22 protein-coding genes and 1 pseudogene are annotated in these 21,722 nt (G+C 69.0%); 11 read left to right on the plus strand and 12 right to left on the minus strand.

Annotation, left to right across the window (positions count from 1 at the left end):
• Window positions 1–64: 64 nt before the first annotated feature.
• Window positions 65–1,500: pseudogene (locus tag ACQEVY_RS36310) on the plus strand (IS1380 family transposase).
• A 161-nt stretch (window positions 1,501–1,661) separates the two neighbouring features.
• On the opposite strand, the gene ACQEVY_RS36315 reads toward ACQEVY_RS36310, so the two are convergent.
• On the minus strand, window positions 1,662–2,111 hold the full coding sequence (locus ACQEVY_RS36315) for an ATP-binding protein (protein WP_432953751.1): 450 nt from the start codon (window positions 2,109–2,111) through the stop codon (window positions 1,662–1,664).
• A 137-nt stretch (window positions 2,112–2,248) separates the two neighbouring features.
• Between ACQEVY_RS36315 and ACQEVY_RS36320 the strand changes: the two genes are divergently transcribed.
• The 4 genes from ACQEVY_RS36320 (at window position 2,249) to ACQEVY_RS36335 (ending at window position 5,082) form a co-directional block, all read left to right on the plus strand.
• A complete protein-coding gene (locus tag ACQEVY_RS36320) occupies window positions 2,249–3,067 on the plus strand; it encodes a helix-turn-helix domain-containing protein (RefSeq protein WP_432953753.1) in 819 nt (272 codons plus the stop codon).
• Window positions 3,064–3,312, plus strand: a complete 249-nt coding sequence (locus ACQEVY_RS36325) for a DUF397 domain-containing protein (protein WP_432953755.1) — start codon at window positions 3,064–3,066, stop codon at window positions 3,310–3,312. The genes ACQEVY_RS36320 and ACQEVY_RS36325 overlap by 4 nt, the downstream gene beginning before the upstream one ends.
• Before the next feature lie 91 nt (window positions 3,313–3,403).
• Window positions 3,404–4,051 (plus strand): GntR family transcriptional regulator, encoded by a 648-nt coding sequence (locus ACQEVY_RS36330; RefSeq protein WP_432953757.1) that lies wholly within the window; start codon window positions 3,404–3,406, stop codon window positions 4,049–4,051.
• 14 nt (window positions 4,052–4,065) lie between these two features.
• Window positions 4,066–5,082 (plus strand): 1-aminocyclopropane-1-carboxylate deaminase, encoded by a 1,017-nt coding sequence (locus tag ACQEVY_RS36335; RefSeq protein ID WP_432953759.1) that lies wholly within the window; start codon window positions 4,066–4,068, stop codon window positions 5,080–5,082.
• A gap of 39 nt (window positions 5,083–5,121) precedes the next feature.
• Here ACQEVY_RS36335 and ACQEVY_RS36340 read toward each other — a convergent pair whose 3' ends face one another.
• Both ACQEVY_RS36340 and ACQEVY_RS36345 read right to left on the minus strand, forming a co-directional pair.
• Window positions 5,122–5,778, minus strand: a complete 657-nt coding sequence (locus ACQEVY_RS36340) for a VC0807 family protein (protein ID WP_432953761.1) — start codon at window positions 5,776–5,778, stop codon at window positions 5,122–5,124.
• Window positions 5,775–6,671 (minus strand): alpha/beta fold hydrolase, encoded by an 897-nt coding sequence (locus ACQEVY_RS36345; protein ID WP_432953763.1) that lies wholly within the window; start codon window positions 6,669–6,671, stop codon window positions 5,775–5,777. Before ACQEVY_RS36345 ends, ACQEVY_RS36340 begins: the two co-directional genes overlap by 4 nt.
• Before the next feature lie 90 nt (window positions 6,672–6,761).
• Here ACQEVY_RS36345 and ACQEVY_RS36350 point away from each other — a divergent pair, with 90 nt between their 5' ends.
• Complete coding sequence (locus tag ACQEVY_RS36350; protein ID WP_432953765.1) at window positions 6,762–7,361, plus strand: TetR/AcrR family transcriptional regulator; 600 nt, start codon at window positions 6,762–6,764, stop codon at window positions 7,359–7,361.
• Window positions 7,362–7,367: 6 nt separating this feature from the next.
• On the opposite strand, the gene ACQEVY_RS36355 is transcribed toward ACQEVY_RS36350, so the two are convergent.
• On the minus strand, window positions 7,368–8,144 hold the full coding sequence (locus ACQEVY_RS36355; protein WP_432955588.1) for a helix-turn-helix domain-containing protein: 777 nt from the start codon (window positions 8,142–8,144) through the stop codon (window positions 7,368–7,370).
• Window positions 8,145–8,366: 222 nt separating this feature from the next.
• On the opposite strand from ACQEVY_RS36355, the gene ACQEVY_RS36360 reads away from it, so the two are divergent.
• The 3 genes from ACQEVY_RS36360 to ACQEVY_RS36370 are packed head-to-tail and all read left to right on the plus strand — an operon-like array spanning window position 8,367 to window position 10,813.
• Window positions 8,367–9,035: a DUF4097 family beta strand repeat-containing protein gene (locus tag ACQEVY_RS36360; protein WP_432953766.1), complete on the plus strand. Its 669-nt coding sequence runs from the start codon at window positions 8,367–8,369 to the stop codon at window positions 9,033–9,035.
• Window positions 9,036–9,068: 33 nt separating this feature from the next.
• Window positions 9,069–10,025 (plus strand): ATP-binding cassette domain-containing protein, encoded by a 957-nt coding sequence (locus tag ACQEVY_RS36365; protein ID WP_432953767.1) that lies wholly within the window; start codon window positions 9,069–9,071, stop codon window positions 10,023–10,025.
• Window positions 10,022–10,813, plus strand: coding sequence for an ABC transporter permease (locus tag ACQEVY_RS36370; RefSeq protein ID WP_432953769.1), 792 nt, complete (start codon window positions 10,022–10,024; stop codon window positions 10,811–10,813). The genes ACQEVY_RS36365 and ACQEVY_RS36370 overlap by 4 nt, the downstream gene beginning before the upstream one ends.
• A gap of 153 nt (window positions 10,814–10,966) precedes the next feature.
• Here the strand turns inward: ACQEVY_RS36370 and ACQEVY_RS36375 are convergent, their stop codons facing one another.
• The 8 genes from ACQEVY_RS36375 to ACQEVY_RS36410 form a co-directional block, all read right to left on the minus strand.
• Complete coding sequence (locus ACQEVY_RS36375; protein WP_432955590.1) at window positions 10,967–12,199, minus strand: TerD family protein; 1,233 nt, start codon at window positions 12,197–12,199, stop codon at window positions 10,967–10,969.
• A gap of 65 nt (window positions 12,200–12,264) precedes the next feature.
• Window positions 12,265–12,486, minus strand: a complete 222-nt coding sequence (locus tag ACQEVY_RS36380; protein ID WP_432953771.1) for a hypothetical protein — start codon at window positions 12,484–12,486, stop codon at window positions 12,265–12,267.
• 403 nt (window positions 12,487–12,889) lie between these two features.
• Complete coding sequence (locus ACQEVY_RS36385; RefSeq protein WP_432953772.1) at window positions 12,890–13,879, minus strand: zinc-dependent alcohol dehydrogenase family protein; 990 nt, start codon at window positions 13,877–13,879, stop codon at window positions 12,890–12,892.
• Entirely contained in the window at window positions 13,876–14,727 is an 852-nt protein-coding gene (locus ACQEVY_RS36390) for a carbohydrate ABC transporter permease (protein ID WP_432953774.1), read from the minus strand. Before ACQEVY_RS36390 ends, ACQEVY_RS36385 begins: the two co-directional genes overlap by 4 nt.
• Window positions 14,724–15,662, minus strand: a complete 939-nt coding sequence (locus tag ACQEVY_RS36395) for a carbohydrate ABC transporter permease (protein WP_432953776.1) — start codon at window positions 15,660–15,662, stop codon at window positions 14,724–14,726. Before ACQEVY_RS36395 ends, ACQEVY_RS36390 begins: the two co-directional genes overlap by 4 nt.
• On the minus strand, window positions 15,659–17,029 hold the full coding sequence (locus ACQEVY_RS36400) for an ABC transporter substrate-binding protein (RefSeq protein WP_432953777.1): 1,371 nt from the start codon (window positions 17,027–17,029) through the stop codon (window positions 15,659–15,661). Before ACQEVY_RS36400 ends, ACQEVY_RS36395 begins: the two co-directional genes overlap by 4 nt.
• A gap of 227 nt (window positions 17,030–17,256) precedes the next feature.
• Entirely contained in the window at window positions 17,257–18,018 is a 762-nt protein-coding gene (locus tag ACQEVY_RS36405) for a DeoR/GlpR family DNA-binding transcription regulator (protein WP_328772494.1), read from the minus strand.
• 323 nt (window positions 18,019–18,341) lie between these two features.
• Window positions 18,342–19,151 carry an NAD-dependent epimerase/dehydratase family protein gene (locus ACQEVY_RS36410; RefSeq protein WP_432953778.1) on the minus strand — a complete coding sequence of 270 codons (810 nt, stop codon included), beginning with the start codon at window positions 19,149–19,151 and terminating at the stop codon, window positions 18,342–18,344.
• 325 nt (window positions 19,152–19,476) lie between these two features.
• Here ACQEVY_RS36410 and ACQEVY_RS36415 point away from each other — a divergent pair, with 325 nt between their 5' ends.
• Both ACQEVY_RS36415 and ACQEVY_RS36420 read left to right on the plus strand, forming a co-directional pair.
• Complete coding sequence (locus ACQEVY_RS36415; RefSeq protein WP_432953780.1) at window positions 19,477–20,418, plus strand: 5-dehydro-4-deoxyglucarate dehydratase; 942 nt, start codon at window positions 19,477–19,479, stop codon at window positions 20,416–20,418.
• A gap of 68 nt (window positions 20,419–20,486) precedes the next feature.
• Window positions 20,487–21,653 (plus strand): hypothetical protein, encoded by a 1,167-nt coding sequence (locus ACQEVY_RS36420; RefSeq protein WP_432953782.1) that lies wholly within the window; start codon window positions 20,487–20,489, stop codon window positions 21,651–21,653.
• Window positions 21,654–21,722: the final 69 nt, after the last annotated feature.

Here is a 21,722-nt window from a genome sequence, read left to right on the forward strand (position 1 = left end):
CTGGCGAGGCGGGAAACGCGAAAGTGCCTTCCTGACCTGGGGCGATGAACCTTGCTGAGGGGTTCTGTCGGTCCAGGCGGAGGGCACTTTCTGCGTGAAGGGTATCGGGTTGCGTCCCAGGGTCTATGTCAGTGCCGATGGTTCGGGGGTCGTCGGGCATGCCGGTGCACGGTTGCTGGCGGATCTTGCCGATGCCACAGGTCTGACCGCCGCGTACTCCACCGCTCTCAGGCCGCTGCGGCCTCGCGGGACCGGACATGATCCGGGACGGATCGCCACCGACCTGGCGGTGATGCTCGCCGACGGCGGTGAGGCCATCGCAGACCTGGCCGTGCTGCGGGACCAAGCCGACGTGTTCGGCTCGGTCGCCTCGACACCGACGGCCTGGCGGCTGCTCGCCGACGTTGACGAGCGGGCACTGGCTTCTGTGCGCTCGGCCAGGGCTTCGGCTCGGGAGGTCGCCTGGCTGCAGGCGGCCGAGACCAGCGAGGGCATACCCGCTGCCCGGGCTGCGGGGCGCGTGCTGCCCGGCCTGGTCCTGGACCTCGACGCCACGCTGATCACCTGCCACTCCGAGAAGGACGCGGCCGCGCCCACCTACAAGGGTGGTTTCGGGTTCCACCCGCTGCTGTGCTTCCTGGCCAACACCGGCGAGGCATGTCCGGGCGGCTGCGGCCCGGCAACGCCGGCGCCAACACCGCCACCGACCACATCGCAGTGTTCGACCAGGCACTCGCGCAGATCCCCGACGCTCACCGGCACGGCAATGACATCCTGGTCCGCACCGACAGTGCCGGATCCGCGAAAGCCTTCCTCGCTCACGTCCGTGACATGAGGAAACGAGGGATCCGTACCTTCTTCTCGGTCGGATACGCCATCACCGAGCCGGTCCGCCGCGCCATCCGGGCCATGCCCGAGGACCTCTGGCATCCCGCCCTGGACCAGGACGGGACGCTGCGTGATGGCGCCGAGGTCGCCGAGCTGACCGGCATGGTCGATCTGGACGGCTACCCGGCAGGCACCCGCATCATCGTGCGCCGCGAGCGGCCACACCCCGGAGCCCAGCTGTCCCTGTTCGACCAGGACGAGGGCCTGCGCCATCAGGTGTTTCTCACCGACACCTCCTACTCCGGTGGTGGTTCGGCCCAGTTCCTCGAAGTCCGCCACCGCGGGCACGCATGCGTCGAAGACCGCATCCGTTGTGGCAAGAGCACCGGTTTCGGCCGCTTCCCCTCCCGCGACTTCGGCGTCAATACCCTCTGGCTCGAACTCAGCCTCACAGCGATCGACCTGCTGGCCTGGACCCGTTTCCTGCTGCTGGACGGGGAACTGGCCACCGCCGAGCCGAAGAAGCTCCGCTACCGGCTGCTGCACGTCGCCGCCCGCCTCACCCGCGGCGGTCGGCGTCTGCGCTTGCGGATATCGGCCACCTGGCCCTGGAGACACGAACTGGCCACGGCCTTCCAGCGCCTCGCGGCACTACCCCGCCCGGCCGGCTGACCAGCAAACCCCCGACCGCCCACGACCCGAAAGCATCGTCCGGGTTCAGCTCGCTGTAGAGGGTCAGCAGAGCCGAGAGGTCGTCCTCGGATGCCGGCCGTACGGTGGTCTTCATGTGCCGAGCCTAGGGCGAGCCCAACAGCCCACGAGGCGCCGAGAGTTCAGGGCCGTACATCGCTGTGGAGTGTGAACCAGACCGTCTTGCCGATGCCGCCGGGGCGGGGTTCTGCGCCCCAGTCGGCTGCCAGTGTTGCCACCAGGGGTAGGCCTCGGCCGGACTCGTCGTCCGGGGTTGCCGTGCGGAGGGTCGGCAGGGTGTCGTTCGCGTCTGTTACGGAGACGCAGAGGTGGCCGGCGTTTAGGACGCAGCGGGTACGGATCTGGCGGCCGGGGGAGACCTTTGCGTGGCGGTACGCGTTTGTCATCAGCTCGCTGAGCAGGAGTACGGCCGTTTCCGTCAGGTCGTCCGGGAGCTTCCAGGCTGTGGCCTGGTCGCGGAGGAGGGTGCGGGCCCGGCCGACGCTGCGGGCGTGGCGGGGGAGGTGCCATTCGACGTCTTTGATGTCTTCGACGTTTTCGGTGGCCTCGGCGTCGTCGCGGTCCTGGGGCATGGGTGTGCCGTTCCTTGCGTGTGATTCTCCGTCATTTGGTGTGAACAGGCTGGTCGTTGGTGCGTAGCCTCGGGGAGTATCGGAGTGGGTACACAGCGTGGCTGTACACGGTGTGGTGGCACGAGGCGGGTGGGTGCGTGGCTTCCGGGGAGTCGCAGCAGGCGCAGCAGAACTGGCGGTACTGCGGTGGGCAGATCAAGTTGTGGCGGGAGGAAGCGGGGGTCAGCAGACAGGAGTTGGCCAAGGAGGCCAGCTACGAGTACGAGTACGTCAAGTCGATGGAGTGCGGGAGGCGTCGGCCGACGCTGAGGTTGTTGCAGGTTGCGGATCAGATGTGTGGAGCGCGGGGCAAGTTGCTTGCGGCGCACGAGTACTTGAAGCCGGAGAAGTTCCCGCAACGTACGCAGCAGTACGTATTGGTGGAGGCCGAGGCGATCACCCTGTACTCGTACGCGGCGATGCTGATTCCAGGCCTGTTGCAGACTGCGGAGTACGCCCACGAGCTGATCAGCAATAGCTGTCCGCCCCTGGATGAGGAGACGATCGAGGAGCGCGTGGCGGCCCGGCTGAAGCGGCAGGAGAAACTGACAAGCAAACCCCCGGCGCACTTCAGTTACGTTATCCACGAGGCTGCACTGCGTGCCGTGGTCGGTAGCCGGGATGCGATGCGGAGGCAACTCGACCACCTGCTCCAGGTGGGGAAGCAACGCAACGTGTTGATCCAGGTCCTACCGTTCGAAGTAGCTCCTCCTGTTGCGCTCGGCGGCCCGCTGGTACTCGTAGAGACCACTGACCACGAGCACTACGGCTACGTTGAAGGGCAGGAGACGGGGGCGCTGTACGTCGAAGCGGACAAGCTCAACGCCCTTACACAGCGCCATGGCATGATCCGCATGCAGGCGCTTAACGTCGAAGAGTCTGCTCGGTTCATCAGGAAGGTGGCGGAGGAGCAATGAGCGCCGAGCTGTCGTGGTTCAAGTCCAGCTACAGCGACGACCAAGGTGGCGAATGCCTCGAAGTCGCCCTGGACTGGCGCAAGTCCAGCTACAGCGATTCGTCGGGCGGCGCCTGTCTCGAAGTAGCCGCCTGCCCCCACACCATCCACCTCCGCGACTCCAAACTCGGCCCCCAAAGCCCCCACTTCACCATCCCCTCCACCGCCTGGACCGCCTTCATCGCGTACGCCTCCCGCGAGGCCTGAGCCCCGGGCCCCGAGATCCACGGAGTGGCCCGCACTTCGGTGCGGGCCACAGCCTTGTGCGCGGCCGAGATTGACATCTAACATTTCAGTTGTGGACGCTATAGAGCCCGTGTCCCGCACCCTGCTCAGGGACCGGGCGTACGAAGTGATCAGGGACGCCATCGTGGCCGGGGACATCGAACCGGGCGCGGCGGTGCGCGACGCCGATCTCGCCGAGCGGCTCGGGCTGTCCAGGGCGCCCGTGCGTGCAGCCTTCTCGCGGCTCGTCGACGAGGGGCTGCTGGAGAGCAAGCCGCAGAGCTACACGCGGGTGACCCCGGTCGTGGCCTCCGACGTACGGGACGCGGCGGCCGTCGTCGGGGCCATGCACGAGCTGGCCGCGCGGATTGCCGTGCCCCGGCTGTTCGCCGCGGACGTCGAGATGATGCGCTCGGCCAACGAGCGGTTCTCGGCCGCCGTACGCAGCGGCGACGTGGACAGCGCCCTGCGCGCCGACGACGAACTGCACGACGTGCTCGTACGCGTCAGTGGCAACCGCGCGGCCGCTGCCACCATCGCCCGCTACACCCCGCTCATCCGCCGGTTGGAGCGACGGCGCTTCGGTGAGGGCGGCAACTGCCGTTCGGCCGGGCTGCACGAGCAGCTCATCGAGGCTTGCGCGGCCGGTGACGTGGACGAGGCGGTCCGTGTCACCGCGGAGATCTGGCGGGGGCTCGAAGGCCTCGCCGACGGCGTCTGATCCTGGGAGGATCCATGTCCCTTTCCTCGTACGAGCGTTACCCGCTCCTGTTCGGGCCCTCGCCCGTGCACCCGCTGGAACGGCTGACCAAGCACCTCGGCGGCGCCGCCCTCTGGGCCAAGCGCGAGGACTGCAACTCCGGTATCGCGTACGGCGGGAACAAGACGCGCAAGCTGGAGTACCTCGTCGCGGACGCGCTCGCGCAGGGGTGCGACACGCTTGTGTCCATCGGGGGCGTGCAGTCCAACCACACCCGGCAGGTCGCGGCCGTCGCGGCTCGTGCCGGGCTCAAGTGCGTGCTGGTTCAGGAAAGTTGGGTGGAGTGGCCCGACGCCGTTTACGACAAGGTCGGCAACATCCTGATCAGCCGGCTGGCGGGCGCTGACGTACGGCTCGTACGGGCCGGGTTCGGCATCGGGTTCAAGGAGAGCTGGGAGCAGGCGCTCAGGGAGGTCGAGGAGGGCGGCGGGAAGCCGTACGCCATTCCCGCCGGGGCCTCCGACCATCCGCTCGGTGGCCTCGGGTTCGCCGGGTGGGCGTACGAAGTCGCCGAGCAGGAACGGGAGTTGGGCGTCTTCTTCGACACCGTGATCGTGTGCTCCGTGACCGGGTCGACACAGGCCGGCATGGTTGCCGGGTTCGCGGCCCTGGAGGAGGCGGGCGGGCGACCGCGTCGCGTCATCGGCATCGACGCGTCGGCCGCGCCCGCCCGCACCCGTGAGCAGATCGCGCGGATCGCTCACCGCACCGGCCAACTCATCGGCGTACAGAAGGAGTTGGACGAGTCGGACATCGAACTCGACGAGCGGTATCACGCGGGCACGTACGGCATCCCCGGCGAGGCCACGCTGGACGCGATGCGGCTCGCCGCGCGCACCGAGGGGATGGTGACGGACCCGGTGTACGAGGGGAAGTCGATGGCCGGGCTCGTCGATCTCGTGTCGCGGGGCGAGATCGAGCGGGACGCCACGGTGCTGTACGCGCACCTCGGCGGACAGCCCGCGCTGAACGCGTACAGCGCGCTGTTCTAGGAGTGCGTCAAGTCGCCCAACTCCCATGTATGTCCAGGGTTAAGGACGCTGGGTCGTGGTCGGATGTCTGCCGTCCGCGTGCGCGTAGCGGGTCTGGACGCGGTTCGCGTACCAGGCGGTCCACGCGGACAGCAGGCCGATCACGGTGAGCAGGAGGGCCAGGCTGAGACCGGTCATCACGTCGGCGGGCAGCAGGTACACGAGCGGCACCCTCAGCACCGCCTCCAGCAGCAGACCGACTCCCCATGCCGCCGACATCCGGACGAACGCCTGTCGGAACTGCGGTATCTCTGTGCTCAGTTGGTCGATTTCGGCACGCTTGGCCTGGTTGGACCCGGCTCGTACGGCCACTAGCACCAGTGGTGTACGGCTTGCGCAGCTGGCGAGCAGGATCAGTGCGGCCGCCGCGGTGCCGAAGGACTCCTTGACCAGGAGGAACTTGGTGTCGCCGGTGACGAAGGACAGTGCGAGGCTGATGGCGAGCACCGTTGCGAGCAGTGCCGCGAACCCGTCGAACGACCGGTGCCGCACCGCGACCCAGACCATCCGCAGCGCGGCCAGGACCGCACCGGCCAGCAGTGCGTTCTGCTCGCTCTGCCCGGCGAGTCGCAGGCCGTAGTACGCGACGAGCGGCACTCCGGCGTCCCACAGCAGCAGAGCGAGCAGTGGACTGCGTACCGGCTTCTGCTGTGTCACCGCCGCACCTGCCCGCGCTGCTCGATCTCGGCCAGGAATTCCAGCACCCGGGTGTTGACCTCGGTGGCGGCCTCGCCTGCGATGGCGTGGGTGGCCGACGGCCACAGTTCGGCCCGTACGTCAGGCAGCAGGGCCCGGGCGCGAGCGGCGGCCCGGCGGGCGTCGTGCATGACGCTGCGGCCCGCGATGAGCGTGAGCACGGGGACGGTGAGCGAGCGCAGCTGCGCGCCGGTGAACACCGTCGGGGTCGGCAGCGCGAAGCGGAAGGTCCGCATGCCCTCGTCGATCAGTGTCGCGACCGGGTCGTCCGCGGCCACCTCGGCGTTGTCGGAGATCCAGCGCAGGAACGAGGGGCGCGCCCACCGGCGGATGCCCGGGATGAGCGTGAGCGTGCTGCGCGCGAGCAGGGCGAGCGGGAACCGGGCGAAGGTCTGCACCGGATCGATCAGCGTCACGGAGGCGAGTCGCTGCGGCGCCCGCACGGCCAGGTTGGCGGCGAGCCAGCCACCGAAGGAGTAGCCGACGAGATGTACCTGTCGCGGCTGCAGCGTGTCGAGCACCGTGGTGAGCCAGGCGGCCTGGTCGGCGGCGCCGCGGATCGGCGCGGTCTGCTCGCTGCGGCCCGGTTCGCCGATCAGATCGACGGCGTACACCGGCCGATGCGCGGCGAACGCGGCGAGGTTGGGCTCCCACATGACCGCGGTGCCTGCCCGGCCGGGCAGCAACATCACTGGGGCGGGGCCTGGTTCGCCGAAGCGGTACACCCGCGCGGTGCCGAACTCCGTGACGATGTCGTGTTGTCCGGTCGGCTCGGGCAGGGCGGCGAACGCCCGGTCGTATGCCGCGTCGTACTCGAGGCGGGCCTGCGGCGACACGAACCGGCCAAGCGCCATCGGAACCTCCCGCGTTTTGGCGATACGATCGGATCGTAAACGCCGCCGGAGGTGTTTTGCAATCCGGTCGTATCGCAAAAGGGAGGTGCGGTGCCCAAGCGCGTCGATCACGAGGAGCGGCGACGACTCATCGCCGAGGCCGTCCGGCGCATCGCCGCCGACCGGGGGCTGGAAGCGGTGAGCCTCGGCGAGGTCGCGGCCGAGGCGGGCATCTCCAAGGGCCTGGTGCAGCACTACTTCCCCTCGAAGGACGAGATGCTGCGCTACGCCACCACAACGCTGCGCGACCACGTCGACAGCCGCCTCGCCAACGGGGTCACTCGGGGCGCGAACGGGGTCACCCAGGGCGCGCCCAGTCTGCGCGCCGCGGTCGTCGCGCTGCTCCCGGTCGACGACGCGAGTCGCACCGAGGCCCTCGTGGCGAACGCGTTCCTGATGCGAGCGCTCAAGGATCCGGAGATCGCCGACCGGTTCCGCGCCGGTCATGCTCAACTGCGCGAAGCCCTCGCCGCGATGGTGGCGGATGCCCAGACCGTCGGCGACCTGTCCGCCGACCTCGACCCGACGCTCGAGGCGGACCTGTTGCTGGCCCTGATCGCCGGCCTGGGCGACGCGGTGCTGCTCGGCCACCGCACACCGGAGGAGGCGGCGGCACTCGTCGACCACCACCTGTCTCGCCTCACCGGCTGAGAGGCGTTAAGAGGTCGCTTCAGGCTTCGAGGTCGATTCAGGCTTCGAGGTCGATTCGGGCTTCGAGGTCGCTTCAGGTTTCGTGTGGAGGATTTCGCGGGCCTGTTCCGCGGCGCGGACCGTGCTTTCGGCGACGAAGTCGAGGAAGCGGGCGACGTTTTCGAGGCGGGTGCCGGCCGGGGTGTCGGGGCCGAGGATGCCGGCGCCCTGTCGTGCGGTCTCGACGATCTGGGCGAGGGACCGGGCGCTGGCCACCATCGTCTCGTACCAGATGTCGTCGTCGACGACGTAGCGCTCGCGGCGGCCTTCGCCCTGTTCCCTGCGGACGAAGGCCTGGCTCTCGAGGAACGAGATCGCTTTCGAGATGGACGCCGGGCTGACCTGGAGGCGCTGGACGAGTTCGGACGCGGTGAGGCTGCCGGAGTCGGTGAGGGTGAGGCAGACCATCACGCGGGCCGTCATCGCGGTCATGCCCGAGGCCATCATGACGGTCGTGAACATCTCCTCGAACTCGCGCACCGCCTCGGTGTCGCGCCCGTAGGCCTGCTCGGGCGCCCCGCCCACCCGCGGTGCGGCCCGCTTGCGCCGGTGGGTGCGGCGTTCGGCGGTGCGGTGGGCCAGGTCGGCGCGGTAGCCGGTGGGGCCGCCGTTGCGCATCACCTCGCGTGTGACCGTCGAGGTCGGGCGCTCGAGACGTCTGGCGATCTCCGCGTAGGCGAGGCCGTCGGCCAGCCCCAGCGCGATCTGCTGGCGTTCCTGCTGGGTGAGTCTGCCTCCCGGCATCGCGGTCTCCTTCGTGTTGCGTGGTGGCTCCAGCATAGCGTTCAGTCTCAGTTCAGTGCAACGAGCCTGTGGCTGCCGTTGCGTTAATCTCGAAAACCGTTGCAACGATTTCCTGGCTTCTACCTGCATCGATGGCGATACTTCGCAACGAGTCTGTTGCTCGGTCTATGAATGCAACGTAGCGTTTCTGTCATCGGAAACGACGAGCCACAGGAGAGCATCATGCAGAAGTTCGACACCCCCGCCCCGATCGCCGCAGTCATCGACATCCAGGCCGGGCGGGTGCAGATCATCGCCGCCGACCGGGCCGACACCACGGTCGAGGTCCGGCCCACGGACCCCTCCAAGAGCCGGGATGTGAAGCTGGCCGAGCAGACCACGGTCGAATACGCCGACGGCACCCTGCGGATCACGGCCACGGCGCCGGCGAAGAACCGGATCGTGGGCCCGTCCGGCTCGGTCGAGGTGACCGTCCAACTGCCCGCCGGCTCCCGCGTCGAGGCGAAGTCGGCGGCCGCCGAGTTCCGCGGCGTCGGACGGCTCGGCGACGTCGTCTTCGCGGACGGCTACCGCTCGGTCAAGATCGACGAGGCCGCGAGCGCCCGCCTCACGGCCCTCGACGGTGACATCTCGGTCGGCCGCCTGGGCGGCTCCGCGGAGATCAGCACCCAGAAGGGCAACATCACGATCGCCGAGGCCACCACCGGCACCCTCGTGCTGCGCACCCAGATGGGCGACGTATCGGTCAGCGCCGCGGCCGGAGTCTCCGCCGCCCTGGACGCCGGCACCGGCTACGGCCGCATCAGCAACGCCCTCAAGAGCGACGGCACCACCGAACTCGACATCCGCGCCACCACCACCCACGGCGACATCACCGCCCGCAGCCTCTGAATCCGCCTGCGGCCTCCAAAGGAGCTTGTGATCATGACCAACCTGGCCATCTCGGCGAACGGGCTGCGCAAGGCGTACGGGGACAAGACGGTCCTCGACGGTATCGACCTGGCCGTCCCGGAAGGAACGATCTTCTCTCTGCTCGGTCCGAACGGTGCCGGCAAGACCACCGCCGTCAAGATCCTCTCGACCTTGATCACCTCTGACGCCGGTGAGCTGCGGGTCGGCGGCCATGACCTGGCCGTCGAGCCGCAGGCGGTGCGCGCCGCGATCGGCGTCACCGGGCAGTTCTCGGCCGTGGACGGGCTGATCACCGGCGAGGAGAACATGCTCCTGATGGCGGACCTGCACCTGCTGTCCCGCAAGGAGGGCCGGCGCACCGCCGCCGAACTCCTGGAACGCTTCGACCTGGTGGAGGCCGCCCACAAGCCCGTCTCCACCTACTCCGGCGGCATGAAGCGCCGCCTGGACATCGCCATGACCCTGGTCGGCGACCCGCGGATCATCTTCCTCGACGAGCCGACCACCGGTCTCGACCCGCGCTCCCGGCACAACATGTGGCAGATCATCCGCGAGCTGGTCTCCGACGGGACGACGGTCTTCCTCACCACTCAGTACCTGGAGGAGGCCGACGAACTCGCGGACCGCATAGCGGTGTTGAACGACGGGAAGATCGCCGCCGAGGGGAGTGCCGACGAGCTGAAGCGGCTCATCCCGGGCGGGCATGTGCGGCTCCGGTTCGCCGACCCTGCCGCGTACCAGTCCGCCGCTGTCGCGCTGCGCGAGGTGACACGGGACGACGAGGCCCTGGCCCTGCAGATCGCCTCGGACGGCAGCCAGCGCGAGCTGCGCTCCATCCTCGACCGGCTGGACTCGGCCGGCATCGAGGCCGACGAACTGACCGTGCACACCCCCGACCTCGACGACGTCTTCTTCGCCCTCACCGGCCCCGCCAACGTCCCCAACCAGCCCAAGGAGTCCGTCCGATGAGCTCCCTCGCCCTGGCCGTACGCAACTCGAACACGATGCTGCGCCGCAACCTCCTGCACGCCCGCCGCTACCCCTCCCTCACTCTGAACCTGCTGCTCACGCCAGTCATGTTGCTGCTGCTCTTCGTCTACATCTTCGGCGACGTGATGAGCGCGGGCATCGGTGGCGGCGGCGCCGATCGCTCCGACTACATCGCCTACATCGTCCCGGGCATCCTGATGATGACCATCGGCAGCACGGTGATCGGGGCGGCGGTGTCCGTCTCCACCGATATGGCAGAAGGCCTCATCGCTCGCTTCCGTACGATGGCGATTCACCGCGGTTCGCTGATCATCGGGCACGTCGTCGGCAGCGTGTTGCAGGTGCTCGCCAGCCTGGTTCTGGTCGGTGCCGTCGGTGTGGCGATCGGCTTCCGGTCTACGGATGCCACGGCCTTGGAGTGGCTGGCGGCGTTCGGACTGCTCGCCCTGTTCGCGCTGGCGCTCACCTGGATCGCGGTCGGGATGGGTATGGCCAGCCCGAATGCTGAGGCGGCCAGCAATATGGCGATGCCGCTGATTCTGCTGCCGCTTATCTCCAGCGCCTTCATTCCGGCCGAGACGATGCCGGGCTGGTTCCAGCCGATCGCCGAGTACCAGCCGTTCACGCCAGCCATCGAGACCCTGCGCGGGCTGCTGCTCGGCACCGAGATCGGCCACAACGGGTGGATCGCGATCGCCTGGTGCGTCGGCCTGACCGTGCTCGGCTACCGCTGGTCGATGGCGCTGTTCAACCGGGACCCGAAGTAGCCGCCGTGACAACGGCGCGGTTCAACCACGACCGGCAGTGACCGCCATGAGAGCGCGGGCCGTCTCCCGCAACTCGTCCCGCAACAGGGCGGCGTACACCGACACCACGTCGGAGTACGCCGCCCTGTTCGTGTATTCCGGTATTCCGGGTCCCTACAACGCCTGCGCCGCGGGCTTGACCATGCCGCGCACCGTACGGGACTTGACGAAGTCGCCCATCGCCGTCATGTCCCACTCGCCGGAGAACTGCTTGATCAGCTTGGCCATCATGACGCCGGTCTGGGCCTCGGCGTTGGTGAGGTCGAAGCGGACCAGTTCCTCGCCGGTGGCGGCGTCCAGGAGGCGGCAGTAGGCCTTGGCGACCTCGGTGAACTTCTGGCCGGAGAAGGAGTTCACCGTGAAGACCAGGCCGGTGACCTCCTGGGGGAGGCGACCGAGGTCGACCGTGATGACCTCGTCGTCTCCGCCGCCCTCGCCCGTGAGGTTGTCGCCGGAGTGCCTGATCGCGCCGTTCACGATCTGGAGCTTGCCGAAGTAGCAGCTGTCGATGTGGTTGCGCTGCGGGCCGTACGCGATGACCGACGCGTCCAGGTCGATGTCCTTGCCGCGGTACGCCGGCTCCCAGCCGAGGCCCATCTTGACCTGTGAGAGGAGCGGGGCGCCGCCCTTGACCAGGGAGACGGTCTGGTTCTTTTGGAGGCTTACGCGGCCCTTGTCGAGGTTGATCTTTCCGGCGCCGGGGGCGGCGGGCGGTGCCGGGGGTGCGGCCGGGGGCGGGGTCGCGGCACGCGGATCCAGGGCCGGGGCCGGAGGGGTGACCGGGGGCTGCATCGCGGGGGCGGCGGGCGGGGCGACGGGTGTCTGGGCGGGAGCCGGGGTCGGGGTCGGAGCCGGTTCCTCCACCGTGACGCCGAAGTCCGTGGCGATGCCCGCCAGGCCGTTCGCGTACCCCTGACCGACCGCTCGGGCCTTCCAGGCGCCGTTGCGGAGATAGACCTCCACGATCACCAGCGCCGTCTCCGCGCCCAGTTGTGGGGGTGTGAACGTGGCCAGTACGGAGTTGTCGTCCGCGTTGCGAATCGTCGCCGTGGGTTCGATGCCCTGGAAGGTCTGGCCTGCCGCGTCCGGGCTCGCCGTGACGACGATCTTCTCGATGCCCGGGGGCACGGAGGCTGTGTCGACCACGATCGCGTCCGGGGCTGCGCCGCCGCCCGAGCGGTACGTCACGCCGGGGCCGGCCGGCTGGTTGTAGAAGATGAAGTCGTCGTCGGAGCGCACCTTGCCGTCGGCGGTGAGCAGCAGGCCCGATACGTCGAGCCGCACCGGGGCGGTGACGTCCACCGTCACGCGGGCGACGGGGAGAGGGATGTTCGAGCCGGGGGTCATAGCTGTCATGTGTGGGGTAACGACCGGGCCCGCTTTACCGTTCCCTTACCTGCCGCCCAATTGGGTCAGCGGCGGTTGCGGGGGTGGTTGCGGGCGGTTCGCTCGTTGCCGCGCTTGTAGTTGCCGGTCCAGCGGGCCATGACGAGTTGGGGGTCGCCGGATTCCACCTCCGTGAGGAACTGGGTGGCTCGGGGGCCGCGGAGGGTTGTTGCGGGGTGGGCGTTGTGCGTGATCCGCACGGTGCCGTCTGGGTGGGCTTCGTAGTGGAAGCCGTGAGGGCTGGGCATGGCTCGGATGCTACGGCTCGGCGCCGGGCTGGCCCAGTGGATTTCGCCCCCGCCGCCCTTACCCGTCCCATCCCGGGGCCAGCCCCGGAGCCCCGCTGGGGGCTGCGCCCCCAGACCCCCCTCGGGGCTGCGCCCCTGGCCCCCGCTCGGGGCTCCGCCCCGGACCCCGTTCGGGGGCCAGCCCCCGGACCCCCGGTCCTCAAACGCCGGACGGGCTGATCTTGCGCGGCACTCGCCGGAGGGGCTGATTTGAGCCCGTCCGGCGTTTGAGGACGAGGCCGTTCAGGCCGATGGGGTCCAGGGGCGCAGCCCTTGGTGGGGTCCGGGGCGAAGCCCCGAGCGGGGTCCAGGGGCGGAGCCCCTTGGTATGGGACGGGTAGGGGCGGCGGGGGCGAGCAAACCCCTACGGCACCACCACGATCTTCCTGCCCACCCCCGACGCGAACTGCTCCAGCGCCTGCGGGTAGTTGTCCAGGGCGATGCGGTCGCTGATGAAGATGTCCGGGTCCAGGACGCCGCCTGCGAAGAGTTCCGCCGCCCGCTCGAAGCTGTGCAGCACCGCCATGGAGCCGGTGATCGTGATCTCTTGGTTGTAGATGCGGTACGGGTCGATCGTGACCCGGGTCGCGTAATCCGCCACCCCGAATTGCAGGAACGTACCGGCCTTCGCCACCCGGTCCAGGCCGTCCTGGATTGCCGCCGCGTTGCCCGTGGCGTCGATCACCAGGTCCCAGCCTTGCGGGCGGTCCAGCTCGTCGGGGGTCGCGGCCGACGCCGAGACGCCGAGCTGCTCGGCCGTCGCCAGGCGCGCCGGGTTCAGGTCGACGACGTCCACACTCGCCGCCCCCGTCCGCTTCGCGAGCTCCAGCATCATCAGCCCCATCGTTCCGGATCCGTAGATCAGCACATGGGCGCCGAGGCGGGACTGCAGGACGTCGTAGCCGCGCACCGCGCAGGACAGCGGCTCGACGAGGGCCGCGTCCTGGGTGCGTACGTGCTCGGGGAGCTTGACGCAGTTGGCCACCGGCGCGACGGCGTACTGGGCGGCGCCGCCCGCCGTGGACACGCCGATCGCCGCCCAGCGCTCGCAGAGGTTGTTGTGGCCCGTACGGCAGTACCGGCACTCGTAGCAGTACAGGGACGGGTCCACCGCCACCCGGTCGCCCACCGACAGTTCGGTGACCTGGGTGCCCACCCCGACCACCTCGCCGGCGAACTCGTGCCCCGGCACGATCGGCAGCTTGGGCGCGAACTCGCCCTGGAGGATGTGGAGATCCGTTCCGCATAGGCCGCATGCGGCGACTTCCACGACGACCTCGCGCGGGCCCGGCGTCGGGTCCGGGACCTCGGCGACGACGGCGCGGCCCACGGACTCGATGACGGCGGCCTTCATTTCACGGCTCCCAAGGACAGGCCCTGGACCAGTTTGTCCTGGGCGGCGAACCCCGCGGCGAGCACCGGCAGGGAGATGACGAGCGAGGCGGCGCACACCTTCGCCAGGAACAGGCCCTGGCTGGTGATGAAGCCGGTGAGGAAGACGGGTGCCGTTTCGGCTACGACGCCCGTCAGCACCCTCGCGAACAGCAGCTCGTTCCAGCTGAAGATGAAGCAGATCAGGGCCGTGGCTGCGATGCCCGGGAGGGCGATCGGCGCCACTACGCGGGTCAGGATCGTGGGCAGCTTCGCGCCGTCGATCTGGGCCGCCTCGATGATCGCCACCGGGACCTCGGCGAGGAACGACTGCATCATCCACACCGCGATCGGCAGGTTCATCGACGTGTAGAGGATGACCAGGAGCCAGATGTTGTCCAGCAGGCCGGTGTTCCGCGCGAAGAGGTAGATCGGCAGGAGGCCCGCCACCACCGGCAGCATCTTCGTGGAGAGGAAGAAGAACAGGACGTCCGTCCACTTCTTCACCGGGCGGATGGAGAGCGCGTACGCCGCCGGGAGGGCCAGTACGAGGACGAAGAGTGTCGAAGCCAGCGAGGCCACGGTCGAGTTGATGAGCGAGGGCCAGGGGCTCGCTCCGCCGCCCGCGCCGAAGAACTCGCGGTAGCCGTCCAGCGTGAGCGCGGCGGCGAAGGACGGGGGATTGGTGGCGGCGTCCTCCTCGGAGTGGAAGGACGTCAGGGCCATCCACGCGATGGGCAGGAAGAACAGCAGGCCGAGCAGCCAGGCCAGCACACCCAGGCCGGCTCCCTTGGTACGGCGGGGACGCAGTCGTATCGCGGTGGCACTCATGCGCGGGACACCTCCTCACGGAACAGGGACGAGACCACGCGCAGTGCGAAGGTCGCGATGATGATCGAGCCGATGACGACGAGGACGCCGGCCGCGGAGGCGAGGCCGTTCTCGTGGGCCTGGTAGAAGCTCTGGTAGACGGTGTAGGGGAGGTTGGCGGTGCCCAGGCCGCCGGATGTGATCGTGAAGACCGCGTCGAAGTTCTGGACGATGTAGATCGACCCCAGGAGGGCGCCGAGTTCGAGGTAGCGGCGCAGGTGGGGAAGCGTCAGGTAGCGGAAGACCTGCCAGTCGCTGGCGCCGTCCACCTTCGCCGCCTCGATCTGCGCGTGGTCGCGGCTCTGCAGGCCCGCCAGCAGGATCAGCATCATGAAGGGCGTCCACTGCCAGATCAGTGAGGCCTCGATGGCGAGCAGCGGGTTGTCGGAGATCCAGTCCGGCTGCGGGCCGCCCACGTAGTGCAGCAGGCCGTTGAACAGGCCGTACTCCGGGTTGTAGAGCACGTGCTTCCACAGGAGGGCCGCGGCCACCGGGACCACCAGGAACGGCGCGATCATGAGCGTACGGACGATGCCGCGGCCCCGGAACTTGCGGTCCAGGAGCAGCGCCAGGACCAGGCCGACGACGAGGCTGGCCAGGACCACGGCCGCTGTCAGCAGGATCGTGGTGAAGACCGATTTGCGTAGATCCGCGTCGGTCAGCACCTCGGAGTAGTTGGCGAAGCCCGCGAACTCCCGGGCGTCCGGGTAGAGCGAGTTCCAGTCGAAGAAGGAGATCACCAGCGTGGCCACGAACGGGAGTTGGGTCACGGCGATCATGAAGATCAGGGCGGGCAGGAGCGGGGCCCTGGTCGCCCAGGCGCGCAGTCGGCCCGAGGGGGGCTTCTCCGTGCGTACGGGTGTGGCGGCTACCGGAGCTGTCGTCGTGGCGGTCATCGTCCCTCGTACTCCTCGGAGATCTCCTCAGCGAGTTGCTGCGACTTGTTCAGGGCCGACTCGACGGACTGGCGCCCGGCGATGGCCGCGCTGATCTCCTGCGAGACCTTGGTGCCGAGGTCGGTGAACTCGGGGATGCCGACGAACTGGATGCCGGGGGCCGGCCGCGGCTGTACTCCGGGATCGTTCGGCCGGGCGCCCTCGATGGCGTTCTTCGTCGTCTCCTGGAAGGCGGCGGCTTCCTTGGCGTACGCGGGATTCGTGTACGTCGACGCCCGTTTGCCGGCCGGTACGTTGGACCAGCCGATCTCCTCGCCGACGAGCTCCTCGTACTCCTTGCTGGACGCCCAGGAGACGAACTTCCAGGCCTTGTCCGGGTTCCGGGACGCGTCCTGGATGCCCCAGGCCCAGGTGTAGAGCCAGCCGGAGGAGTCCGTTTTCTCGACCGGCGCCGGTACGTAGCCGATCTTGCCCTTGACGGGGGAGTTGGCGGACTCCAGGGAGCCGGCGGCGGATGTGGCGTCGTACCACATGGCGACATTGCCCTGGGTCATGTTGTTGAGGCACTCGGCGAAGCCGGACTGGGCGGCGCCGGACTGACCGTGTTCGCGTACGAGGTCCACGTAGAACTTCGTCGCCTTTTCGAACTCGGGGGAGTTGAGCTGTGCCTTCCAGTTCTTGTCGAACCAGGTGCCGCCGAAGGTGTTCACGACCGTGGTGAGCGGCGCCATGATCTCGCCCCAGCCGGGCAGTCCGCGCAGACAGATGCCCTTCATGCCCGACTCGGCGCCGTCGGCCTTGGCGGCGAGGTCGGCCACCTGCGTCCAGGTCGGGCGCTCGGGCATCGTGAGGCCCTCCTTGGCGAAGACGTCCTTGCGGTACATCAGGAAGGACGATTCGCCGTAGAAGGGCTGTCCGTAGAGCTTGCCGTCCTCGGCGGTGAGGGATTGCCGCATCGGCTTGAGGACGTCCTTCTCGTCGTACGCGCTGTCCTTGGCGACGTACGAGTTCATCTCACGCAGCCAGCCGTTCTTGGCGTAGATCGGGATCTCGTAGTTGCTGAGGGTGGCGACGTCGTACTGGCCGGCCTGGTTGGCGAAGTCCTGGCTGATCTTGTCGCGGACGTCGTTCTCCGGCAGCACGGTGAAGTTCACCTTGATGCCGGTCTCCTTGGTGAAGTGTGCGGCGGTGAGCTTCTGCAGCTCCACCATCTGCGGGTTGTTGACCATGAGGACGTTGATGGAGTCGCCGCCGGAACCGGCTCCGCCCGCTCCGGTCCAGCAGCCGGAGAGCAGCGGGGCGAGCAGCGTCCCTGCGGCGGCCGCGGCGAGTAGCCCGCGCGGCCTCCGTCGGCTCTGGGTTCGCATGGATCGCTCCTGGATATTTGGTGCAAATGGGATGGCTCTGGGGAGTGTGATGCTACGTAGGGGTCGGTTTGGTTTTCGTACCGAGTTGGCCGAGTTGGTTGGGCTTCCGGACGGAGTCGGTTTGGATTTCGTGCTGACTCGGTGGGGGGGCAGGGAGTCGGTTGGGTTTTCGAGCTGACTCGGTGGGGGTCGGGGAGTCGGTTGGATTTTCGGACGCAGGCTCAGGATCAGACTCGGATGACCTGCGGGCCCTGCAGTGAGTAGCGGTGTGCCTCGGATGCGGGGAGCAGGGTGCTGGTGACGATCGCCTCCAGGGCGCTGATCTCCGCGAAGCGGCAGAAGCTGACCGCGCCGAACTTGGTGTGCACGCCGGCGAACACGGTCCGGCGGGCGGCCCGGATCGCCTGCGACTTGACCTCGCTGACGGCCGGGTCGGGGGTGGTGAGGCCGTGCTCGCGAGAGATGCCGTTGGCGCCGATGAACGCCAGGTCGATGACGAAACCGGAGAGCATCTTCGTGGTCCAGTGGTCGACGGTCGCCAGCGTGCCGTGCCGGACCCGGCCGCCGAGCAGCAGCACCGAGATGTTCTCCGACTCGGCGAGGGAACCCGCGGCCGGCAGGGACGCGGTGACCACGGTCAGCGGCCGGTCCCGGGGCAGCGACTCGGCGATGAGCTGCGGGGTGAAGCCCTCGTCGACGAAGACCGTCTCGGCGTCCCCGAGCAGCTCGGCCGCGGCGGCCGCGATCCGCCGCTTCTCGGGTACGTGGCTGGTCGCGCGGAAGGCGAGGGTCGTCTCGAATCCGGCGCTCTCCACGGGATAGGCGCCGCCGTGTGTGCGGCGTACCAGGCCGTGGTCCTCCAGGGCGCGCAGATCGCGCCGTACGGTCTCCTTGGCGACGCCCAGCTCGGCGGCGAGCGCGTTCACATCGACCGAACCGGTGCGGCGGGCGGCCAGGACGATCTCTCGCTGGCGTTCTTCCGCGGTCATGGCCGACACCTGCCTTCCCTTGCTTGCGTATCTCTTCGTTCGCCTCAGGGCGCTCCAGCCGGTGTGCCTCACTGGCGCCCGTTCGGACCCTGTCGACCCATGGGGGAAGTTCTACAGCGAGCGTGCGGCGCTGACCAGGTCTGTTCCGCGCCCGATACTGCCCGTGTGTGACCGTTTTCCTCTGCCGGTGCCCGCTCCGGACCTGGGAAGAAGCGGAACGTGACGTGAGTTCGGGCAGTATCCGTGCCCGAAATACCGAACGGGCGGGCCCGTTCGGTGCCCGCCCGCCCTGTGCACGCGCTTTTTCGTCGCGCCCTGTGACGTCAGTACGGCCAGATCGGCGGCTTGGTCACGAAGTGTCCGCCCAGGTAGTCATGGTCCGGGTTCTCCGGGTCCAGCTCGCCCTGCTCGGCGATGAGCTTCGCCGCGTACTGCTCCGAGTCGTCCTGCGGCTCGTAACCCAGCGCCCGGGCGGTCGAGAGGTCCCACCACAGGCGGGTGTTCGCCGACGAGCCGTAGACGACCGTGTGCTTGGCGCCCTCGGCGGTCAGGGCCGCGTGGAAGAGGCGGGCGCCGTCGCCGGGGCTCATCCACACCGACAGCATGCGCACGCTGGTCGGCTCCAGGAAGCAGGAGCCGATCCGTACGGACACGGTCTCCATGCCGTGCTTGTCCCAGTAGAACTGCGCCAGGTCCTCGCCGAACGCCTTCGAAAGGCCGTAGAAGGTGTCCGGGCGGCGCGGGGTGTCGATGGGGATCAGGGGATCGTTTCCCTGGGGGCGCGGGGTGAAGCCGACCGCGTGGTTGGAGGAGGCGAAGACGATGCGGCGGACGCCCTCCTCGCGGGCGGCCTCGTAGAGGTTGTACGTGCCCTCGATGTTCGCCTTGAGGATCTTGTCGAAGGTGGATTCCAGGGAGATGCCCGCGAGGTGGATGATCGCGTCGACGCCGCGTACGGCCTCGCGCAGGGCCTCCTTGTCGCCGAGGTCCGCGCTGATCGCGTCCGGCTCGCCCTCGATGGGGCGCAGGTCGAGGAGCCGCAACTCGTACCCGTACGCGGGCAGCAGTCCCCGCATCAGGGTGCCGAGGCCGCCGGCGGCGCCGGTGAGCAGAACGGTGCGGGGAGCGGGCATCCTCGGGTCTCCTTGAGGGGTCTCCTTGAACCAACAGCCGTCATCCTGCACGGCATTCACATTCGTGGACAAACTATGGATCGCCGTCCGGCCGCGTCAAGTGTCGCGCGGGGCCGGGAAATCCGCGCGGCGATTGGCTTATGTCGCCCCTGTCTTGGGACTTCGCCCGCTTGACCGCCCCCTGGGAGGCGCCTTAGCGTGGATGCGTTCAGAAATATGGACATGGATCAGAAACGTGGATCACGTAGATCAGAAGCGTTGGATCAGAAGCGTTGGATCGGAAACGTGCACGGTCGGCGTGTGCGTGCATGCCTAGGGAGAGCCCGTGACGTCAGCGACCCTTGCCGCTCGCCTCAGTGTCCCGAGCGGGCCGCTGTTCTTCCCCGTCACCGCGTACGGCCCTGACGGCGCCGTCGACCTCGACGTGTACCGCACGCACGTCCGGCGGGGCGTCGAGGCCGGGGCCGCCGCCGTCTTCGCCTGCTGCGGGACGGGGGAGTTCCACGCGCTCACCCCCGAGGAGTTCCAGGACTGCGTACGCGCGGCCGTCGAGGAGACGGCGGGGCGCGTGCCGGTGATCGCGGGCGCCGGGTACGGGACCGCCCTCGCCGTCCGGTACGCGAAGCTCGCCGAAGAGGCCGGGGCCGACGGGCTGCTCGCCATGCCGCCGTACCTCGTCGTCGCCGGACAGGAAGGCCTGCTCCGGCACTACACCGAACTGGCCCGCGCCACCTCGCTCGAAGTCATCGTCTACCAGCGCGACAACGCCGTCTTCACCCCCGAGACGGTCGTCTCACTGGCCCGCACCGACGGCATCATCGGCTTCAAGGACGGCGTCGGCGACCTCGACCTGATGCAGCGCATCGTGAGCGCCGTGCGCGCTGAAGTCCCCGGCGAATTCCTCTATTTCAACGGACTGCCGACCGCCGAACTCACCGGCCTCGCCTACCGCGGCATCGGCATCACGCTGTACTCGTCCGCCGTCTTCTGCTTCGCGCCGGAGTTCGCCCTCGCCTTCCACAAGGCGCTGAACACCGGAGACGACGCCACGGCGAACCGCCTGCTCGACGGCTTCTACCGTCCCCTCGTCGAACTGCGCGCCCAGGGCCGCGGATACGCTGTCTCCCTCGTCAAAGCGGGCGTACGGCTGCGGGGGCTCGACGTGGGCGAGGTGCGACCCCCGCTGCACGAGCCGAGCGACGACCACGTCAAGCAGCTCGCCCAGCTGATCGAGCGGGGCGAGGCGCTTCTCCGGGAGGGCAAGTGAGCGAGGCGGCAGGGTCTGTGAAGGGGGCGCTGAAGAAGGGGTCACTAAAGGCGTCTCTGAAGGGGCCTGTGAAGGCGTCCACCTTCGTCTACCCGTGGGACGTCAACGGCGACCCCGAGTCCGCCGCGCGCATCGCCGCCCTGGGCGTACGGCAGGCGACGCTCGCCTCCGCGTACCACTCCACGCGCGCGCTGACCCCCCGTCACCCCCGCCACCGGATCGTCACGGCCCGGCACGCGGCCGTGCTCTACCCGCCCGGCCCACGCTGGGAGGGACGCCGCCTGAGGCCGTACGCCGCCGGGGACTGGGCGCCCGGCGACGCGTACGGGGAGGCCGCCGCGTCCCTCGCGGAGGCGGGCCTCGACGTGCACACCTGGGTGGTGCTGGCACACAACTCCCGTATGGGGGACGAGTTTCCCGACACCTCCGTGGTGAACGCCTACGGCGACCGCTACCCCTGGGCTCCCTGCATCGCACAGCCGGACACGCGCGCGTACCTCGTCGACCTGGCCGTCGAGGCGGCGGTGCGCCCTGGGGCCGGGGGAACGGAGCTGGAGTCCCTCGGCTGGTACGGCCTCGCGCACCTCCACGCCCACGACAAGTCGGCCGGGGTGCAACTCGGGGACGCCGGCCAGTACTTGATGTCGCTGTGCTTCTGCCCCTCCTGCCGAGACGGCTACACGCAACTGGGCCTGGCCCCCGACGAGTTGGCGGCCTCGGTCCGCCGAGCCCTCGAACCCGTATGGCGGGGCGAGGCGCCCACCGGAGCCTGGGAAACGGTGGAGAAGCTGCTCGGCGGCGAGCTGGCGACGGCCACGCGCGCGTGGCGCGACTCGACCGCCCGCTCCCTCCAGACGGAGGCCGTCTCCGCCGTACGCTCAGCCGCCCCCGACGGCTTCCAGATCCTCCTCCACGCGGACCCGTCCTCGTACCACTGCGGCGCGAACGCCGGCGTGGATCCCGAGCACATCCTGTCGCTCGCGGACGGCGTGGTCGTGCCCTGCGCCGGAGGACCGGGCCTGCTGACCCCCTTCGCGGAGAGGCGAGTTGAGGGCGCGGTCCTGGCCGCCAACTTCCCCGTGGTACGCGGCATGGGCGGCAGCCCGGGCACGCTCGCGGAGGATGTGACACGGGCGGCCGACCACGGGGCGACCGAAGTACGGCTGTATCACGCGGGGTTGGCGTCCGACGATGACCTGTCGCTGGTGGAGGATGGGCTCGCGCGACTCGGCTGACGCGTGAGGAACGGCAGGACGGTCACCAGCCGGGTCAGCCCGAGCGCCACCAACAGCACTTGGTAGTCG

Origin of the sequence: Streptomyces sp. CA-288835 (assembly GCF_050936385.1) — a bacterium.
Taxonomy (GTDB): Bacteria; Actinomycetota; Actinomycetes; order Streptomycetales; family Streptomycetaceae; genus Streptomyces.

Bases quoted from the DNA above. Each gene is read 5' to 3' on its own strand.
- ACQEVY_RS36315 (WP_432953751.1), bottom strand. From the start codon at position 2,111: ATGCCCCAGGACCGCGACGACGCCGAGGCCACCGAAAACGTCGAAGAC.
- ACQEVY_RS36325 (WP_432953755.1), top strand. From the start codon at position 3,064: ATGAGCGCCGAGCTGTCGTGGTTCAAGTCCAGCTACAGCGACGACCAA.
- ACQEVY_RS36335 (WP_432953759.1), top strand. From the start codon at position 4,066: ATGTCCCTTTCCTCGTACGAGCGTTACCCGCTCCTGTTCGGGCCCTCG.
- ACQEVY_RS36345 (WP_432953763.1), bottom strand. From the start codon at position 6,671: ATGGCGCTTGGCCGGTTCGTGTCGCCGCAGGCCCGCCTCGAGTACGAC.
- ACQEVY_RS36355 (WP_432955588.1), bottom strand. From the start codon at position 8,144: ATGCCGGGAGGCAGACTCACCCAGCAGGAACGCCAGCAGATCGCGCTG.
- ACQEVY_RS36360 (WP_432953766.1), top strand. From the start codon at position 8,367: ATGCAGAAGTTCGACACCCCCGCCCCGATCGCCGCAGTCATCGACATC.
- ACQEVY_RS36365 (WP_432953767.1), top strand. From the start codon at position 9,069: ATGACCAACCTGGCCATCTCGGCGAACGGGCTGCGCAAGGCGTACGGG.
- ACQEVY_RS36370 (WP_432953769.1), top strand. From the start codon at position 10,022: ATGAGCTCCCTCGCCCTGGCCGTACGCAACTCGAACACGATGCTGCGC.
- ACQEVY_RS36375 (WP_432955590.1), bottom strand. From the start codon at position 12,199: ATGACCCCCGGCTCGAACATCCCTCTCCCCGTCGCCCGCGTGACGGTG.
- ACQEVY_RS36380 (WP_432953771.1), bottom strand. From the start codon at position 12,486: ATGCCCAGCCCTCACGGCTTCCACTACGAAGCCCACCCAGACGGCACC.
- ACQEVY_RS36385 (WP_432953772.1), bottom strand. From the start codon at position 13,879: ATGAAGGCCGCCGTCATCGAGTCCGTGGGCCGCGCCGTCGTCGCCGAG.
- ACQEVY_RS36390 (WP_432953774.1), bottom strand. From the start codon at position 14,727: ATGAGTGCCACCGCGATACGACTGCGTCCCCGCCGTACCAAGGGAGCC.
- ACQEVY_RS36395 (WP_432953776.1), bottom strand. From the start codon at position 15,662: ATGACCGCCACGACGACAGCTCCGGTAGCCGCCACACCCGTACGCACG.
- ACQEVY_RS36400 (WP_432953777.1), bottom strand. From the start codon at position 17,029: ATGCGAACCCAGAGCCGACGGAGGCCGCGCGGGCTACTCGCCGCGGCC.
- ACQEVY_RS36405 (WP_328772494.1), bottom strand. From the start codon at position 18,018: ATGACCGCGGAAGAACGCCAGCGAGAGATCGTCCTGGCCGCCCGCCGC.
- ACQEVY_RS36410 (WP_432953778.1), bottom strand. From the start codon at position 19,151: ATGCCCGCTCCCCGCACCGTTCTGCTCACCGGCGCCGCCGGCGGCCTC.